Raw genomic sequence first — 17,475 nt, 5'->3', positions numbered from 1 at the left:
TTGAATACCATAATCTCTTTGTTTCTAAATCATTAATTTTTTATCATTAATCAACCCTAAGATTAATTAAAATGGAACAAACAATTGATATACAAATAAATAAAGTAAAAGAAACAGTAGGAAAACACGTTTTAGCAGACGGATTCGACTTCGTGATGGATATTGAAAAATCACACGGATCATGGCTTTACGATAAACTGACGAACAGAGAATATCTGGATATGTTCTCCATGTTTGCATCAGCATCCATAGGCTACAATCATCCTTATCTGGTTGAAAAATCAGCATGGTTGGGGAAAATGGCTATCAACAAACCTACTTTAGCCGACGTTTATTCTGAAGAATATGCTCATTTTCTGGAAGTTTTTGAAAGAGTAGTGATTCCTGAAGAGCTACAATATGCCTTTTTCATCGAAGGCGGCACATTAGCTGTTGAAAACGCAATGAAAGCGTGCTTCGACTGGAAAACACGGAAAAATTTTGAAAAAGGACTTGACATTGAAGCTGGAATGTGCATTCATTTCAGACAGGCTTTTCACGGAAGAAGCGGATATACATTAAGTCTTACCAACACTTCGGACCCAAGAAAATACCAGTATTTCCCTATGTTCGAATGGCCAAGAATCCTTAATCCCAAACTGACGTTCCCAATCACGGAAGAAAATCTGGAAGAAACCATTAAAAATGAAAGATTAGCTTTATTAAATATCGAAGAAGCTATTCTGATGAATCCTAACAAAGTCGCATGTATTATCATTGAACCCATTCAGGCAGAGGGCGGCGACAATCATTTCAGAGATGAATTTTTATCAGGATTAAGAAAAATCTGTGATCAGAATGAGATCCTTCTTATTTTTGATGAAGTACAAACCGGAATAGGAATCACAGGAAAAATGTGGGCTTTCCAGCATTTTACAGCGAAACCTGATATTATTTCTTTCGGTAAAAAAACACAGGTTTGCGGTATTCTAGCCAATAAAGAAAAGTTTGATGAAATTCCTGATAATGTCTTCCGTGAAAGCTCAAGGATTAATTCTACTTTCGGTGGCAATTTTATTGATATGCTCCGTTTTCAGTTGGTAATGGAAGTTATTGAAAAAGAAAACCTTGTAGAAAATGCAAAAGTAGTAGGTGACTATTTATTAGACGGCCTTAAATCTTTAGAACAAAAATATCCTGAAAAATTATCAAATGCAAGAGGAAGAGGATTGATGTGTGCAATTGACCTCCCAACCCACGAGCAGAGAAACGCTATGAGAGACGAACTCTGGAATGACGGAATGATCATTTTATCCTGTGGTGATCTGTCTTTACGTTTCAGACCACACCTTAATGTTACAAAAGAAGAAATTCAACTTGCGCTGGATAAAATAGAGAATAACATTAATAAAATTTAAATTACGGATTTGTAATTTTCAAAAAAAATTTATAAATTTAGATACTCAAACGAAACAGAACATGGAAAGAAGTACAAGAGTATCAGTTTTTGAAAGTGACAAACCTGCAGAAATTCAGCTTATTAAATCAAAGCTGGATGATGCGGAAATCAAGAATTCAGTAGAAAACAACTACCTTACTTTTACAACTACGCCAACGGCAACATCACTGAAAGTATTGGTAAAACTGGAAGACGAAAAAAAAGCATTTGAAATAATTGATGCTTATCTCCAGCAAAGTGAAAATCAATAAAACAATTTCATAATTTTAAATTTTACTACTTCGAACCGAAAATTAATTAAAGTTAATTTTCGGTTTTTTGTGAACAAACTTTAAAGGAAATTATAAGATTATATTTAGTTTATATTCTTAATAATTTTTTACTCTAAATAATATACTTACAGCAATGGATTCAGAAATCAAAATGAGAAAGGCAGAAATGGAAGACAGAGATATAATCTGGAATATTTTGCAGCAGGCCATAGAAAGAAGACGAAAAGACGGAAGTACACAATGGCAGGAAGGATATCCCAACATCAATACTGTGGAAAGCGATATTGAAAAAGGATTTGGATACGTAATGACCGTTGACGGTGAAATTGCTGTCTACGTAGCTTTGATTTTAAATGACGAACCAGCTTACAGCACCATCGAAGGCGCATGGCTGAGTAACGGCGAATTTGTTGTCGTACACCGAGTTGCTGTGGATGAAAAATTTGCAGGTCAGGGAATGGTCAAAATATTATTTGATCATATCGAAAAATTTACAAAATCCCATAAGATTCAAAGTATTAAAGTAGATACGAATTTTGATAATATTGCAATGCTTAAAATTCTGGAAAGTAAGGGATATACCTATTGCGGAGAAGTTTTTCTTGCAGGTGGTATGAGAAAAGCTTTTGAGAAGATTATAATTTAATCCAAAAGTTAAATCCATTATCATTGATTGTTTTTAAAGCAATAGATTTATAAACTCTATTGCGTTTGTTCGTTTAGTTCAGAACTAATTTCTACTTTTGCTAAAATTTATATACCATGCATAAGAGTATAGAAATTGATGAGAAAATTTTTCAGGATGCCGTGAAATTCTATGGTACGGTTTTCAATTTACCTCCACTGGCATCAAAAATATATGCGTATCTTTTATTTGATTATGAAAAGGTGGGCATAGCTTTTGACGAATTCGTGGAAGTGCTTTCTGCAAGTAAAAGTTCGGTTTCTACAAGTATTTCACTTCTTCTGAATGCTGAGCTTATTGTAGATCATAATAAAATGGATGAACGGAAAAGGTATTTTTTCATCAATGACGGTTACAAGAAAATCAGATTTGAAAAGATTGTACAGAAAATGAAAGATGAACTGAAGCTGTTGGACGATCTTGACGATTTTAAAAAAAATCATGATGTAAGTCACAATGAAAAGATTGAAGCATATAAAGCTCTTTTAAATAAAAACATAATTAATATTCAGCAATCTCTTAATAAACTATAAAATGAATAATAAGCTAGTTATACTTTCTGTTGCGGCCCTTTTTTTAGTGGCCTGCAAAAAAGAAGCTCCTAAGCAGGATGGCCCTAAACCATATCCTGTCGTAAATGTGGAAGCAAAAAATATAGTGGGCTATCAGACTTTCCCGGCGACCATTCAGGGTAGAGTAAACAATGATGTTCGTGCCAAAATTCAGGGATATATTACACAGGTTTTGGTAGATGAAGGGCAGTATGTAACCAAAGGGCAGCCTTTATTCCGACTGGAAACCAATATTCTGAACGAAAATGCAGCAGCTTCCAAAGCGGGCATCGGCGCCGCTGAATCTAATATTGCTGCGGCCCAGGCTGCCGTGAGTGCAGCTAATGTGGAAGTAAATAAGTTGAAACCGCTTGTCCAGAAAAATATCATCAGTAATGTTCAGCTGCAGACAGCGCAGGCCAATTTAGCTCAGGCTCAGGCTCAGTTGAAGCAGGCCCAGGCAGCTAAAAGCCAGGCTGTTGCCAATTACAAAGGAATAGAAGCCAATATTGAATATTCAATTATCCGTGCGCCTATTTCAGGAGTTATCGGTAAACTGCCTCTGAAAGTAGGAAGTCTTGTAGGACCTTCAGATCAGACTCCTCTGACGACTATTTCAGATACTTCAGAAATTTACGCTTACTTTTCAATGAACGAAAAAGAATATTTTGATTTCCTTGAAAAAACACCGGGTGCTACCATGCCACAAAAGATAAAAAATCTTCCGATGGTAGAATTACAACTGGCCAACGGAAGCATTTATCCTGAAAAAGGAAGAATAGAAGCGATCACAGGACAAATTGATCCTACAACAGGAACCATACAGTTCAGAGTAGTTTTCACTAATGCGCAAAAGCTTCTGAGCAATGGTAACAGTGGAACTATAAGATTCCCTCAACGTTATGATAACGTACTTGTCGTTCCGGAAAGTGCAACCTACGAACAACAGGGAATTGTTTACGTATATAAAGTCGATAAAAGCGATACGGCAAGAAATGTTGTCATCAATGTGATCGACAGAATCGACAATATGGCTTTAATAAAATCCGGAGTAAATAAAGGTGAAACCGTTGTCGCAGCAGGAATCGGAGGATTGAAACCCGGAACTGCAGTGAAAAAACAGCCTGTAAAAATGGATAGTCTTGTTCAATCTATAAAACCGAAATTCTAAAAAATGATTAAAAATTTTATAAACAGACCGGTTTTATCCACGGTAATCTCAATCTTGATTGTGATTCTCGGGGTATTGGGACTGACTGCGCTTCCGGTGACGCAATACCCTGATATTGCGCCTCCTACGGTAAGTGTTACGGCAAACTATACCGGAGCCAATGCAGAAACTGTAATGAAAAGTGTGGTAGTGCCTCTGGAAGAGCAGATCAATGGGGTGGAAGGTATGGATTATATAACATCCAGCGCTGGAAATGACGGTTCTGCCAATATTCAGGTATTCTTTAAACAGGGAATTGATCCTGATATTGCAGCGGTAAACGTTCAGAACCGTGTAACAAGAGCAACGCCGCTTTTACCAAGTGAAGTCACACGTTCCGGGGTTGTTACGCAGAAACAGCAGACAAGTGCTTTGATGTATATGTCTTTCTATTCTGAAAATAAAGATCTTGATGATGTTTACCTTCAGAACTTTTTGAATATCAATGTTATTCCAAATTTAAAAAGGATTAACGGAGTGGGTGATGCCAACGTTTTCGGTGGGAAAAACTATTCCATGAGAGTGTGGCTGGATCCTGCAAAAATGGCAGCTTACGGAGTAACGCCAACCGACGTTACCAATGCGATCAACGAACAGAGTAGAGAAGCAGCAGCTGGTTCCATCGGGCAAAACAGCGGAAGCTCTTTTGAATATATCATTAAATATGTAGGTAAATTCAATGACAAAGAGCAGTATGACAATATTATCATTAAATCTCTTGCCGACGGACAAAATTTAATGCTGAAAGATGTTGCCAAAGTAGAATTGGCTGGACAGTCTTACTCAGGAATCGGGGAAAACGGAAACAATCCAGCAATCAGTATGGGGATTTTCCAGACTCCGGGATCAAACGCTCAGGAGATTATTAAAAATATTAAAGCATACCTAAAATCATCAGAAGGAAGCTTTCCGGAAGGGATTAAATACACTTTCAATTTTGATACCAATGAATTCCTGGAAGCTTCGATTGAAAAGGTAGTTCATACCTTAATTGAAGCATTTATTCTTGTATTCATTGTCGTGTATATTTTCCTTCAGGATTTCAGATCTACACTTATCCCGGCTATCGCTGTTCCGGTTTCGATTGTGGGAGCCTTTTTCTTTCTGAATTTATTCGGATATTCATTAAACTTATTAACGTTATTCGCTTTGGTTCTGGCCATCGGTATTGTGGTGGATGATGCCATTGTCGTCGTCGAGGCAGTTCATGCCAAAATGGAACATGGGATTTCAGATGCAAAAAAAGCTACGGTGGAAGCAATGGACGAAATTACAGGAGCAATTATTTCAATTACGCTGGTAATGGCATCTGTATTTATCCCGGTAACATTCATTACCGGTCCTACGGGAGTTTTCTACCAACAGTTCGGGATCACCCTGATTGTTGCCATCTTTATCTCTGCGATCAACGCATTGACTTTAAGTCCGGTTTTATGCTCATTATTCTTAAAACCTCATGATGCACATCATACAGAATATAAAAATTTAAACTTTCTTCAAAAGTTTTTCTATAAGTTTAATATCGCCTTTAAAACAACAACAGAACGTTACGGAAGGGGATTTGTTTTTCTTCTGAGACATAAATGGGTAACCCTGATCATCTTTGCCATTACAGGAGGAATCTTATACTGGGCCAGCACCACTATGAAAAAAGGATTTGTACCTACGGAAGACAGAGGGATTATCTTCACCGATGTTCAGCTTCCTCCGGGCGCTTCTATGGAAAGAACATATAATGCTTTAAAAACACTTCAGGCTAAGGCTTTAAAAGTGCCGGGTGTTCAGAACGTTACCATTTCCACAGGTAGAGGTTTCCTTTCCGGGAACGGAAGCAACAATGGTCTTGCCTTTGTTAAGCTAAAACCATTTGACGAAAGAAAAAAAGACGGACAAACTTCGGAAGATATTACCAAAAAATTATTCGGTATTACGGGGGCAGTTCCTGACGCTAAAGTCGTATTTTTCCAGCCGCCGAGTGTTCCTGGTTTTGGTAGCAGTGCCGGTTTCGAGATGGTTCTGCTGGATAAATCCGGTGGAGAATATGCCGACCTGGATAATAAAACGAACGAATTCATTGGTAAACTTATGCAAAGACCTGAAATTGAGTTTGCCCAGACTTCATTCAACACGAAATACCCGCAGTATGAAATGCAGATCAACGTTCCTTTAGCCAAGCAGCTTGGTGTTTCTGTAAGCGACATCCTCGCGACAATGCAGGGCTATATCGGAGGAATTTATACAGCTGACTTTACCAAATACGGAAAACAGTTCAGAGTAATGGTTCAGGCACTTCCTGAAAACAGACAAAATATTGACAACCTGAACGAATTGTATGTAAAAACAGGTTCAGGCGTAATGTCTCCGATCTCACAGTTTGTGACATTGAAAAAAGCTTACGGACCACAATCTGTCAGCCGTTACAACTTATTTACTTCTGTGAAAATTACAGGTGCCAATTCAGCTGGATTCAGTTCCGGGGACGCTATTACGGCAGTGCAGCAGGTAGCAAAAGAAACATTAAATCAAAATTATGATGTCGAATTTACAGGATTAACGAGAGAGGAATTAAATTCCGGATCTCAGACCGTTCTGATTTTTGCTTTAAGTTTGATTTTTGTTTATTTCATTCTTTCTGCACAATATGAAAGTTATATTCTTCCTTTGATCGTTGTAATTTCACTTCCTCTCGGGGTAATGGGAGCTTACTTCGGACAGAAAATCATGGGATTGGAAAACAATATTTATTTCCAGATTGCCCTGATCATGTTGGTGGGACTTTTAGCGAAGAATGCCATTTTGATTGTTGAATTTGCAGTTCAGAGGAGACATCACGGAGAAACAATCGTCATGTCTGCCATCAATGCAGCAAAAGCAAGATTAAGACCTATCCTGATGACCTCATTTGCATTCATCTTTGGTCTATTGCCTTTGGTTTTAGCAAGTGGAATCGGTGCAGTTGGTAACAGATCAATCGCTACAGGAGCAGCAATCGGATTGTTGATAGGAACCATCTTAGGGCTTTTTGTAATTCCTGTATTATATGTTATTTTCGAATATCTGCAGGAAAAAGTAAAACCTCTTAAAAAAGAAGAAATCAATTTAGCAGAATAAATTATTGGACAAGTTAGAGGTTGGATTGAGCTTTAATCTAACTTCTAACGTCTGATTTCTAACTTCTAATTAAAAGAAATGAAGAATATTTTAAACATCATAAAAGGACTTGCTTTTTCATTTGTGCTTCTTGCTGTCGTTTCATCATGTATGGTAAGAAAAGAGTACAACAGACCCAACAATGTGGTTGATGAAAAGCTATACCGTACCGATATGCTTTCTTCCGACAGCACAAATATCGCCAATGTTTCCTGGAAAGAGATTTTTACGGATCCGATCCTTCAAAAACACATTTCTAAGGCGCTGGAAAATAATCTTGATATCAGAATTGCACTGCAGAGTATCGCTTCCGCGGAGGCTTATTTAAAACAAAGCAAAGCAGCTTATCAGCCTACATTATCCGTCGGACCCAACTATACATTCCAGACCCAGTCTATCAATACACAGTTCGGGCAAATCATCGGAGAAAGAAGATACGTGAATCAGTTTGATATCACTGCGAGCATCGGATGGGAAGCTGATATCTGGGGAAAATTAAAGTCACAGGAAAAAGCTCAGTTTGCGGCTTATCTCGGAACTGTGGCAGCACATAAAGCGGTAAAAAGTGATCTTGTAGCTTCCATTGCTTCGGCATATTATCAGTTGCTGACGTTTGATGCGCAAAAGAGAGTTATTAATGAAACTATCGCCGTTCGTGAAAAAAATCTTGAAACCACAAGAGCTTTAAAAACTGCGGGAACATTGACGGAGGTTGCCGTTCAACAGAGTGAAGCGCTGGTTTTCAACGCAAAATCGTTACTGATTGACATCGACACTCAAATCCAGCTTTTGGAAAATACCATGAGTCTTTTGATGGGAGAGCCTTCCCATACCATAGAACGTTCTACGTTGGAAAGCCAACAGCTGCCTATAGACGTAAAACTTGGATATCCGGCACAGCTGCTTGCCAATCGTCCTGATGTCATGAGAGCAGAGTATAATCTAATGAATGCTTTTGAATTGACTAATTCAGCAAAAGCTCAGTTTTATCCTACTTTAAAGCTTACAGGAAGTGGAGGAATACAGTCTGTGGATATTGATCATTTATTCAGTGTGAATTCATTATTTGCCAACGTTGTAGCCGGTTTGGCGCAACCTATTTTAAACAGAAGAGCCATCAGAACCAATTATGATGTGAGTCTGGCCAATCAGGAAACAGCTTATCTGAATTTTAGAAAAGCAGTACTCACCGCAGGAAAAGAAGTGTCTGATGCCATAAGAGTTTTCTCTGTTCAGGATTCTTTCATAGAATTAAAACAAAAAGAGCTGAATGCCTATAAGAACTCGGTTGAATATTCCCAGGAACTCGTAAATTACGGTATGGCTAATTATCTTGAAGTATTAAATGCAAGTGTTAATTCATTAAATGCAGAACTGAATATTACCAATGCGGAATACAATAAAATGAAGGCTGCTGTAGAGCTTTATCAGGCTCTTGGAGGTGGTTGGAAATAATTTCAATATAAAAAGTAAGAAAATGCACGTTAAAACTCATTAACGTGCATTTTTATTTTAAATCGAAAACCCTTGAAAAATTGATGATTAGCTACAAATTTCATATTCTCGTTAAAGAAAATTTAATAAAATGTTTGTATATGTGGTTTAAATACTTACTTTTGTACCGCTTCAGAAAACTGATCCGAAAAAAAGGGGAATTAGCTCATCTGGCTAGAGCGTTAGACTGGCAGTCTAAAGGTGACGGGTTCGATCCCCGTATTCTCCACAATTTGTTTATAAAACAAAAACTATGAAGAAAATATTTTTACTTTTATTCACCGCTTTTTTGTTTATTGGCTGCGGCAAAGATGAAGACACCATCTATGACTTCATAGGAACCTGGGCCGGAAGATACGAAGGAACAGAAAAAGGCAGCTGGAACATCGTAGTAGCAACCGACGGAAAAGTAACCGGAACATTAGATTCTGAGCAAACTTCAGAAAATTATACCATTTCCGGCCAGCTGAGTGACTCCGGAGAACTTAATGCGACAATCGGTTCACCTTCTGACGGCGAATTCAAAGGGACTCTTACAAGAGATAAAAAAGCAAGCGGAACATGGGTAAATGCAGTTCCGACACCAACCCGATCCGGCACATGGAAAGGTGAAAAAACATCCAAGTAATACATCATTCATTATACAAAAGCTATTCAGACGAATAGCTTTTTTTATTTTTACATATTGCTAATGAATTATTTCATACCACAAATTGAGCAAAACGAAAACATAATTTATATATATTTGTATTGATTTTGTGTGTAAAATAAAAGAATTATGAAGAACCGCCTGCATTATAAAAGTCTACATTTAAAAACAATTCATGTATTACTCATTGCATCTTTAATTACAATATCATGCGGAAGTTCAAAAAATGTTGCTTCCGGTAAAAATACAAGTACAAAATCCGTTTCCAAAGCCGAAAATCTCAGAAATCTGGAATCTAAATTTAATGGTAAAATTTCCAGATCAATAAATGAAATTCTTAAAGATGCTGAAAAATATCTCGGCGCCCCCTACAAATTCGGTGGAAATACTTCGTCAGGTTTTGATTGTTCGGGATTTGCACTAAAAGTTTTTGAAGAAAATGATTATAAACTTCCCAGAAGATCGTCAGATCAGGCAGAGACCGGAAATAAAATTGATATCAAAGAAGTAAAGCCCGGAGATCTTTTGTTCTTCGCAACCGCTGGTGGCACAAGAGTTTCTCATGTCGGAATCGTTCACGATATCGGAAATGACGGAGAGGTGAAATTTATTCACGCTTCCACCACAAAAGGAGTCATCATCTCATCGCTGAATGAAAAGTATTGGAATAAGGCTTATCTTCACGCTCAGAGAGTGCTTTAATGGCACATTTAAATAAGAAATATTTAGTAACAAAACGGTTTCCTACCTTACAACTGTCAGAATATTTCCCTTAACTTTTGTATCTTTGGCGCAAATAATTTTAAACTAGAAACATGTCGTTACAACAAACTATTGAAAACATTTGGGATAATAGAGAGCTTTTGCAGAATGAAGACAGCCAGAAGGCCATCAGAGAAGTTGTTTCTTTATTAGATTCCGGAGAACTTCGTGTTGCGCAGCCTACAGAAAACGGATGGCAGGTGAATGAGTGGGTAAAAAAAGCAGTGGTAATGTATTTCCCGATTCAGAAAATGGAAACCATTGAAGTGGGGCCGTTTGAATTTCATGATAAAATTCCTTTGAAAAGAAACTATGCAGAAAAAGGAGTAAGAGTTGTACCTCATGCAATCGCCAGACAAGGATCTTTTGTTGCGTCAGGTGTTATTTTGATGCCTTCTTACGTCAATATCGGGGCATATGTAGATTCAGGAACAATGGTAGATACCTGGGCTACAGTAGGAAGTTGTGCGCAGATCGGTAAAAATGTTCACCTGAGTGGCGGCGTAGGAATCGGTGGTGTTCTTGAACCCCTTCAGGCTGCTCCGGTAATCATTGAAGATGACTGTTTCATAGGTTCAAGATGTATTGTCGTGGAAGGTGTTCACGTAGAAAAAGAAGCTGTTTTAGGAGCCAATGTTGTTCTTACGGCATCTACAAAAATCATCGATGTTACAGGCCCTGAACCCATCGAAATCAAAGGGAGAGTTCCTGCTCGTTCAGTGGTCATTCCGGGAAGTTACACGAAACACTATCCGGCCGGAGAATATCAGGTTCCATGCGCTTTGATCATCGGTCAGAGAAAAGAATCCACAGACAAAAAAACGTCTTTAAATGATGCGTTGAGAGATAATAATGTTGCTGTTTAAGAGTAAATTTTAAACTAAAACTAATATTTTGAAAGATAAATTTCTTAAAATAATCCTAAACCCTAAATATATATTTGGGGTTTATCTTATTATATCGGTAGTTACCGCAATTTCCAAATACCTGAGAGGAGATTACGCCATCAACAATTATCTGATTTTTAAAAATGTTTTTTTTAATACCATCAATCAGAAAAATCTGTTCATTCATTATCCCGATCTTTATTTTGATTTAAATCATTACGGTATTTTCTTCAGTGCGCTCATTGCTCCTTTTGCAATAATGCCCGACTGGCTGGGGATTTCTCTCTGGAATGTTGCCAATACGTTTATCTTTATTTATGGTATTTACAAACTCCCGTTTTCCGATGCTAAAAAAGCTCTTTTTGGCCTTTTCTGTTTACAGGAATACATTACAGCTGCTTTAAGCTTACAGTTCAATGTTGCTCTTACAGGTCTTTTGTTGCTGTCTGCAGTGTACATTTATGAAAGAAAAGAAGTAAAGTCTGCGACATCAATTTTAATTGGTGTTTTCGTAAAAATCTATGGGATTGTCGGGCTTTCACAGTTCTTTTTCATTAAAAATAAAATGAAATTCATCCTGTCAGGATTGGTTATAGCATTAATATTTTTTGTTCTGCCTATGGCATATTCAAGTCCGAAATTTGTGATTCAGTGCTATGCAGACTGGTTTCAGTCTATCGTAGAAAAAAACAATGAAAATCAGGTTTTGGGGAATATGCAGGATATTTCGCTGATGGGCTTTTTCAGAAGAATTCTTGGGGATGCTTCTATTTCAAATCTTGTGTTTCTTGCATTCGGATTACCGCTTTTTGGAGCGCCATACATTAGAATCAAACAATACAAAAACTACGCTTTCCAGTTGATGATTCTGGCTTCTACATTATTATTTTTGGTATTATTCAGTTCAAGTTCAGAATCTCCTACATATATCATTGCCGTTGTAGGCGTGCTGATCTGGTTTTTTCTTCAAAAAGAAAGAACGCCTTTTATCATAGGACTACTGGTTTTTGTGATTATTTTCACCTGCTTTTCCACATCGGATCTGTTCCCGAAATTCGTGAAAGAAAATTATATCATTAAATATTCTTTAAAAGCTGTACCTTGCATTGTAGTTTGGCTGAGGGTAATTTATGAGCTTCTTACCAAAGATTTTGAAAAAAATTACAGCCTGAATTAATATTATTATGAAGAAAATTTCCATTGTCATTCCTGCCCATAACGAAGAAGGAAATGTTGCTTTGGTTTATGAAAAAATCGACGCTGTTTTTTCCGGATTAAGCGATTATGATTTTGAAATAATCTTTGTAAATGACGGAAGCAGAGACAGAACTCAACAAAAACTGGAAGAGCTTTCGCATCAGTATGAAAAAGTAAAATTCATTGAGTTTTCCAGGAATTTCGGGCATCAGCCTGCCGTAAAAGCAGGGATGGATTATGCCCGCGGAAATGCGGTAATTTCTATGGATGGTGATCTTCAGCATCCGCCGGAACTTATTCCGCAAATGATCAGAAAATGGGAAGAAGGATACGATATTGTTTTTACGGTAAGAAAATATCCTAAAGAAATTTCAATGTTTAAAAGGAAAACCTCAGATTTCTTCTACAAAATCCTATCGAAAATGTCGGATGTTGACCTTACCAAAGGCGGAGGATCAGATTTCAGGCTAATGGATGCCAGTGCAGTGGAAGTCATGCGAAATTTCAATGAAGACGATCTCTTTTTACGCGGACTTACCAGCTGGATGGGCTTTAAGCAGACCGGAATTGAATTTACAGCTAATGAACGTGTTTCCGGACAGAGCAGTTATAACCTGAAAAAGATGATTACTTTTGCTTTTACAGGAATCACTGCTTTCAGTGTAAAACCGCTGTATATCGCAGCATATCTGGGATTTTTATTTTCAGGGATTTCTGCGGTAGGCTACGGAATATATGTGATTTATTCATTTATCACCAAAACGGAGATTTCCGGCTGGGCATCGCTGATTATGACCATTGTTTTCTTTGGCGGATTGCAATTGATTATTCTTGGAATTATCGGAATTTATTTAGGTAAAATATTCAAACAGGTGAAAGACCGGCCGAATTACATCATTAAAAACAAAAATTTTTAACATGGTTTTATTGAGTTTTGATATCGAAGAATTTGATATGCCATTGGAATATAAAGGTGAAATCCCCTTCGAAAAACAGATTTCCGTTTCCCAAACCGGGCTTGAAAGAATATTGGATCTCCTTAAAAAACATCAGGTAAAAGCTACTTTTTTTTCAACTGTAGTTTTTGCGGAAAACAGCAAATCACTTATTGAAAGATTACTGGAAGAAGATCATGAACTGGCTTCTCACACCTGGTATCATTCAGAATTTGAAGAAAAACATTTGAAGGAGTCAAAAGAAAGGCTGGAAGAATTATTTTCCACTCACATAACAGGTTTAAGAATGCCACGAATGATGCCGGTAAGCAAAAATGCAGTGGAAGAAGCTGGTTATTCCTATAATTCATCCGTTAATCCAACGTTTCTTCCGGGAAGATATAACAACCTGAAAGTGTCGAGAACCTATTTTAAGGAAGGAAATGTAACACAGATTCCGGCTTCGGTTTCTCCGAATTTCAGGATTCCGCTGTTCTGGCTGAGCTTTCATAATTTCCCTTTATCATTCTATAAAAAAATAGCTTTAGATACCTTAAAAAAAGACAATTATCTTAATGTTTATTTTCATCCGTGGGAGTTTGCAGAAATCAAAGATGATGCATATAAATTACCGGGTTTTACTGTTAAAAATTCAGGAAAAGATATGATTAAGCGTTTTGATGATTTTATTTCGTGGCTTAAACAAAAGAATTACACCTTCGGAACTTTTCAGGAATTTCAAAAACAAATCGGCTCATGAAAATAGCTTACGATGCGAAAAGATTCTTCCATAATACATCAGGACTGGGAAATTATTCCCGTGATCTGATAAGAATATTGGCAGATTATTATCCTGAAAATGAATACATTCTGCTCAATAAAAACAAATCCGAAAGAGGAGAAAACATTTTGAATCATAAAAGTGTCCGTTTTGTGGAAACGTCCAGAGGCAATATGTCGAGACAATTCAAAATGGGAATAGATGCTCAAAACCAAAATGCTGATATTTTTCACGGACTGTCGGGCGAACTTCCGCTAAAATGGAACAAAAAACCGATTCGGAAAATAGTGACTATTCACGATCTCATCTTTGTCCGTTATCCGCAGTATTATTCATTTTTTGACCGTAAAATTCATTTATGGAAATTTAAAAAAGCCGCTGCTTCGGCAGATAAAATTATAGCAATTTCTGAACAGACTAAAAGAGATATTATTCAATTTATGAATGTTCCTGAAAGTAAAATTGAAGTGATTTACCAAGGGTGTCACAAGGTATTTAAGGAAAATCAACCAGATGAATATATTGAGTCGGTAAAAGAGAAATTTATCTTACCTGAAAGATTCATCCTGAATGTCGGAACCATTGAAGAGCGCAAAAATCTTCTGAATATCGTTAAAGCTGTAAAAGACAAGGAAATACCTTTAGTAATAGTCGGAAGAAAAACAAAATACTTTAAAACGGTAGAAACTTTCATCCGAAATAATAAAATGGAAAAGCAAATCAGTTTTCTTGAAGGCGTTTCTATGGATGAGCTTGCAGTGTTGTATAAACTTGCAGATATTTTTGTGTATCCAAGCCTTTTTGAAGGATTCGGAATTCCTGTGATTGAAGCGCTTTTTTCTAAAACTGTAGTCATCACAAGCAATACAAGCTGTCTTCCCGAAGCCGGTGGTCCGGATTCTGTCTATATTGATCCAAAAAATCCTCTCGATATCCAGGCAAAAATTAAGTTTTTATGGCAAACCGAATCGGAGAGAAAACGCCGTGCTGAAAAGGGTTTTGAGTTCGTTCAGAAATTTAATGACAAGCCTATTGCGGAACAACTGATGAACCTTTATCGAAAAATAATGTAAAAAAATTTGCACGTCTCGAAAATAATCTCTTACCTTTGCATTACAAATTTCAACAATGAAACCGATTTTTTTAACAGTACATCATTATCATCATCATCTCTGCTAAGACGGAATTGATTGATCGATAATTTATGTTAAAAATCAAAATAATTAAAAACCGTCTGAGTAAATAGACGGTTTTTTTGTTTCTGAATATCCCGGGAATTTTCTTCAATTCAACCAGTTTTTATTTGCTCAGGCCCAAAACCATCAAAATGAGTATATTAAAAATTGCCATTCAGAAAAGCGGACGTTTGTACGAAGACTCTCTCCAGCTTCTCAGAGATTGCGGTATAGACACCAATAACGGAAAAGACCAGCTGAAAGTTTCGGTAAACAATTTCCCGATGGAAATCATGTATCTGCGAAATTCTGATATTCCGCAATATCTTGAAGACGGCGTAGTAGATGTGGCCATCGTAGGCGAAAACCTGTTGGCGGAAAAGCAGAAAAACAGTGATATAGTTCAGAAGCTGGGCTTTTCAAAATGCCGTGTTTCCTTAGCCGTTCCGAAAGAGGTGGAAACTGATGAACTAAGCTATTTTCAGGGAAAAAAAATTGCAACTTCCTATCCTAATACCCTTACAAGATTCCTTTCCGAACAGGGAATTAACGCTGACATCCATGTAATTTCCGGATCAGTGGAAATCGCTCCCAATATCGGACTGGCAGATGGGATTTGTGATATTGTGAGTTCAGGAAGTACTTTATTCAAAAACGGACTAAGAGAAACCGTTACACTTTTGCGGTCTGAAGCCGTATTAGCAAAAAGTTCTTTATTAAATCCTGAAAAGGAAGCTATTCTTGAAAAATTTCTTTTCAGGATCAAAGCTGTTCTTAAAGCCAAAAATTCAAAATACATCCTGATGAATGTCCCTGATGATAAAATTTCAGAAATTTCTGCAGTCCTTCCTGTTTTAAAAAGCCCGACCGTGATTCCGCTAGCAGAAAAAGGGTGGAGCAGCATTCATTCTGTGATCGACGAAGACAGATTCTGGGAAGTGATCGATCAACTAAAAGAAAAAGGAGCGCAAGATATTTTAATTATTCCAATCGATAAAATGGTCATATAATGAAAACATACAGATATCCCGAAAAAACAGCATGGAAAACATTGACCCAACGTCCCGTAATTCAGAGAGAAGAACTCTCCGATATTGTCCAAACCATATTCGAAGCGGTACAGTCTCAAGGTGACAAAGCATTACTTGAATTCAGTAGAAAATTTGATCAGGCCAGTCTGGAAATGGTTGCTGTTTCAGAAATTGAAATCAGAAATGCCGAGAAAGAAATAAGTGAAGAATTGAAAGTCGCTATTTTAAAAGCTAAAGAAAATATTACTCTTTTCCATACAGCTCAGAAAAGCGAAATCGAAAAGATTGAAACTGTAGAAGGCGTAATCTGCTGGAGAGAAAACCGTGCGATTGAAAAAGTAGGAATCTATATTCCCGGAGGAACCGCTCCTCTATTTTCAACTGTTCTGATGCTGGCCATTCCTGCGCAGCTCGCCGGATGCCGGGAAATCGTTTTATGTACACCGCCGGATCAAAACGGAAATATCAATCCTGCAATTTTATATGCAGCCAAACTTTGCGGAGTCAGCAGTATTTTTAAAGTTGGTGGTGCACAGGCCATTGCGGCAATGACATTCGGTACCGAAAGTATTCCTTCCGTTTATAAAATATTTGGTCCGGGAAACCAATATGTTACAGCGGCAAAAGAGTATGCCCAACGTTTCGGAGTGGCTATGGATATGCCTGCCGGACCCAGTGAAGTCCTCGTTATTGCCGATAAAAATGCGGTACCGGAATTCTGTGCGGCAGACCTTCTTTCACAGGCTGAACATGGTAGTGACAGTCAGGTAGTCTTTATCACTACAGATGAGGAAATTTTAAATGAAACTATTAAAGAAACTGAAAAACAACTGAAAGCACTACCAAGGAATGAATTTGCAGCTGAATCTTTAGAAAACAGTTATTTCATTTTATTAAGCACCATAGAAGAAGCTCTTGAATTCAGCAATCTGTATGCTCCTGAGCATTTGATTTTGGCGGTAAAATCTTTCGAAAATTATATCCCAAGAATTCAGAATGCCGGTTCGGTTTTTCTTGGAAATTATTCCTGTGAAAGTGCCGGAGATTATGCCAGCGGAACCAATCACACGTTACCAACTAACGGATTTGCCAAAAATTACAGTGGAGTTTCACTTGACAGTTTTGTTAAAAAAATCACCTTTCAGCACATAACGGAAAATGGACTTAAAAATCTTGGAAAAACCATTGAAATTATGGCCGAAGCAGAAGGTCTGCTGGCACACAAAAATGCTGTATCCATCCGTTTAAAATCATAATA

The 17,475-nt window shown here is 37.3% G+C and carries 16 protein-coding genes and 1 tRNA gene; all 17 read left to right on the top strand.

Translation table 11 applies throughout. From position 1 onward, the window contains the following. Positions 1-71 precede the first annotated feature (71 nt). Positions 72-1,397, top strand: coding sequence for an L-lysine 6-transaminase (gene lat, locus ACWNCI_RS04875; RefSeq protein WP_449387396.1), 1,326 nt, complete (start codon positions 72-74; stop codon positions 1,395-1,397). Between the two features lie 61 nt (positions 1,398-1,458). Continuing rightward, the gene (locus ACWNCI_RS04870; RefSeq protein ID WP_042720804.1) at positions 1,459-1,689 is read left to right on the top strand and encodes a DUF2007 domain-containing protein; all 231 of its coding nucleotides are present in this window, start codon (positions 1,459-1,461) and stop codon (positions 1,687-1,689) included. A 154-nt stretch (positions 1,690-1,843) separates the two neighbouring features. After that, positions 1,844-2,356 (top strand): GNAT family N-acetyltransferase, encoded by a 513-nt coding sequence (locus ACWNCI_RS04865; RefSeq protein WP_449387395.1) that lies wholly within the window; start codon positions 1,844-1,846, stop codon positions 2,354-2,356. Between the two features lie 116 nt (positions 2,357-2,472). Continuing rightward, a complete protein-coding gene (locus ACWNCI_RS04860; RefSeq protein ID WP_346985357.1) occupies positions 2,473-2,928 on the top strand; it encodes a transcriptional regulator in 456 nt (151 codons plus the stop codon). Position 2,929: 1 nt separating this feature from the next. Beyond that, positions 2,930-4,117 (top strand): efflux RND transporter periplasmic adaptor subunit, encoded by a 1,188-nt coding sequence (locus ACWNCI_RS04855; protein ID WP_449387394.1) that lies wholly within the window; start codon positions 2,930-2,932, stop codon positions 4,115-4,117. Between the two features lie 3 nt (positions 4,118-4,120). Continuing rightward, the gene (locus ACWNCI_RS04850) at positions 4,121-7,267 is read left to right on the top strand and encodes an efflux RND transporter permease subunit (RefSeq protein ID WP_449387393.1); all 3,147 of its coding nucleotides are present in this window, start codon (positions 4,121-4,123) and stop codon (positions 7,265-7,267) included. Between the two features lie 78 nt (positions 7,268-7,345). Next, positions 7,346-8,761 carry an efflux transporter outer membrane subunit gene (locus tag ACWNCI_RS04845; RefSeq protein WP_449387392.1) on the top strand — a complete coding sequence of 472 codons (1,416 nt, stop codon included), beginning with the start codon at positions 7,346-7,348 and terminating at the stop codon, positions 8,759-8,761. 194 nt (positions 8,762-8,955) lie between these two features. Beyond that, positions 8,956-9,029: transfer RNA gene (locus ACWNCI_RS04840), tRNA-Ala, on the top strand. 24 nt (positions 9,030-9,053) lie between these two features. Next, a complete protein-coding gene (locus ACWNCI_RS04835) occupies positions 9,054-9,428 on the top strand; it encodes a hypothetical protein (RefSeq protein ID WP_346985360.1) in 375 nt (124 codons plus the stop codon). 150 nt (positions 9,429-9,578) lie between these two features. Continuing rightward, entirely contained in the window at positions 9,579-10,151 is a 573-nt protein-coding gene (locus ACWNCI_RS04830) for a C40 family peptidase (protein WP_449387391.1), read from the top strand. 113 nt (positions 10,152-10,264) lie between these two features. Continuing rightward, a complete protein-coding gene (locus ACWNCI_RS04825; RefSeq protein WP_346985362.1) occupies positions 10,265-11,077 on the top strand; it encodes a 2,3,4,5-tetrahydropyridine-2,6-dicarboxylate N-succinyltransferase in 813 nt (270 codons plus the stop codon). Between the two features lie 28 nt (positions 11,078-11,105). Next, positions 11,106-12,275, top strand: coding sequence for a glycosyltransferase family 87 protein (locus ACWNCI_RS04820; protein WP_449387390.1), 1,170 nt, complete (start codon positions 11,106-11,108; stop codon positions 12,273-12,275). A 7-nt stretch (positions 12,276-12,282) separates the two neighbouring features. Further along, positions 12,283-13,212 (top strand): glycosyltransferase family 2 protein, encoded by a 930-nt coding sequence (locus ACWNCI_RS04815; RefSeq protein ID WP_449387389.1) that lies wholly within the window; start codon positions 12,283-12,285, stop codon positions 13,210-13,212. A gap of 1 nt (position 13,213) precedes the next feature. Next, on the top strand, positions 13,214-13,990 hold the full coding sequence (locus ACWNCI_RS04810; protein ID WP_449387388.1) for a polysaccharide deacetylase family protein: 777 nt from the start codon (positions 13,214-13,216) through the stop codon (positions 13,988-13,990). Next, positions 13,987-15,084, top strand: coding sequence for a glycosyltransferase family 4 protein (locus ACWNCI_RS04805; protein ID WP_449387387.1), 1,098 nt, complete (start codon positions 13,987-13,989; stop codon positions 15,082-15,084). The genes ACWNCI_RS04810 and ACWNCI_RS04805 overlap by 4 nt, the downstream gene beginning before the upstream one ends. A gap of 254 nt (positions 15,085-15,338) precedes the next feature. Then, the gene (hisG, locus tag ACWNCI_RS04800) at positions 15,339-16,196 is read left to right on the top strand and encodes an ATP phosphoribosyltransferase (protein WP_449387386.1); all 858 of its coding nucleotides are present in this window, start codon (positions 15,339-15,341) and stop codon (positions 16,194-16,196) included. Beyond that, positions 16,196-17,473 carry a histidinol dehydrogenase gene (gene hisD / locus ACWNCI_RS04795; protein ID WP_449387385.1) on the top strand — a complete coding sequence of 426 codons (1,278 nt, stop codon included), beginning with the start codon at positions 16,196-16,198 and terminating at the stop codon, positions 17,471-17,473. The genes hisG and hisD overlap by 1 nt, the downstream gene beginning before the upstream one ends. The last annotated feature ends 2 nt before the right edge of the window (positions 17,474-17,475 follow it).

Source organism: Chryseobacterium lineare (assembly GCF_977014045.1).
Note: the sequence above shows the minus strand (reverse complement) of the source record. Positions and strands in the feature narration are given on the sequence as shown.

What these genes read in the sequence shown, in the direction of transcription:
- ACWNCI_RS04860 (WP_346985357.1), top strand. Translation starts at nt 2,473, where the DNA reads ATGCATAAGAGTATAGAAATTGATGAGAAAATTTTTCAGGATGCCGTG.
- ACWNCI_RS04855 (WP_449387394.1), top strand. Translation starts at nt 2,930, where the DNA reads ATGAATAATAAGCTAGTTATACTTTCTGTTGCGGCCCTTTTTTTAGTG.
- ACWNCI_RS04865 (WP_449387395.1), top strand. Translation starts at nt 1,844, where the DNA reads ATGGATTCAGAAATCAAAATGAGAAAGGCAGAAATGGAAGACAGAGAT.
- hisG (WP_449387386.1), top strand. Translation starts at nt 15,339, where the DNA reads ATGAGTATATTAAAAATTGCCATTCAGAAAAGCGGACGTTTGTACGAA.
- ACWNCI_RS04830 (WP_449387391.1), top strand. Translation starts at nt 9,579, where the DNA reads ATGAAGAACCGCCTGCATTATAAAAGTCTACATTTAAAAACAATTCAT.
- ACWNCI_RS04815 (WP_449387389.1), top strand. Translation starts at nt 12,283, where the DNA reads ATGAAGAAAATTTCCATTGTCATTCCTGCCCATAACGAAGAAGGAAAT.
- ACWNCI_RS04850 (WP_449387393.1), top strand. Translation starts at nt 4,121, where the DNA reads ATGATTAAAAATTTTATAAACAGACCGGTTTTATCCACGGTAATCTCA.
- ACWNCI_RS04805 (WP_449387387.1), top strand. Translation starts at nt 13,987, where the DNA reads ATGAAAATAGCTTACGATGCGAAAAGATTCTTCCATAATACATCAGGA.
- ACWNCI_RS04835 (WP_346985360.1), top strand. Translation starts at nt 9,054, where the DNA reads ATGAAGAAAATATTTTTACTTTTATTCACCGCTTTTTTGTTTATTGGC.
- ACWNCI_RS04845 (WP_449387392.1), top strand. Translation starts at nt 7,346, where the DNA reads ATGAAGAATATTTTAAACATCATAAAAGGACTTGCTTTTTCATTTGTG.
- ACWNCI_RS04810 (WP_449387388.1), top strand. Translation starts at nt 13,214, where the DNA reads ATGGTTTTATTGAGTTTTGATATCGAAGAATTTGATATGCCATTGGAA.
- hisD (WP_449387385.1), top strand. Translation starts at nt 16,196, where the DNA reads ATGAAAACATACAGATATCCCGAAAAAACAGCATGGAAAACATTGACC.
- ACWNCI_RS04825 (WP_346985362.1), top strand. Translation starts at nt 10,265, where the DNA reads ATGTCGTTACAACAAACTATTGAAAACATTTGGGATAATAGAGAGCTT.
- ACWNCI_RS04870 (WP_042720804.1), top strand. Translation starts at nt 1,459, where the DNA reads ATGGAAAGAAGTACAAGAGTATCAGTTTTTGAAAGTGACAAACCTGCA.
- lat (WP_449387396.1), top strand. Translation starts at nt 72, where the DNA reads ATGGAACAAACAATTGATATACAAATAAATAAAGTAAAAGAAACAGTA.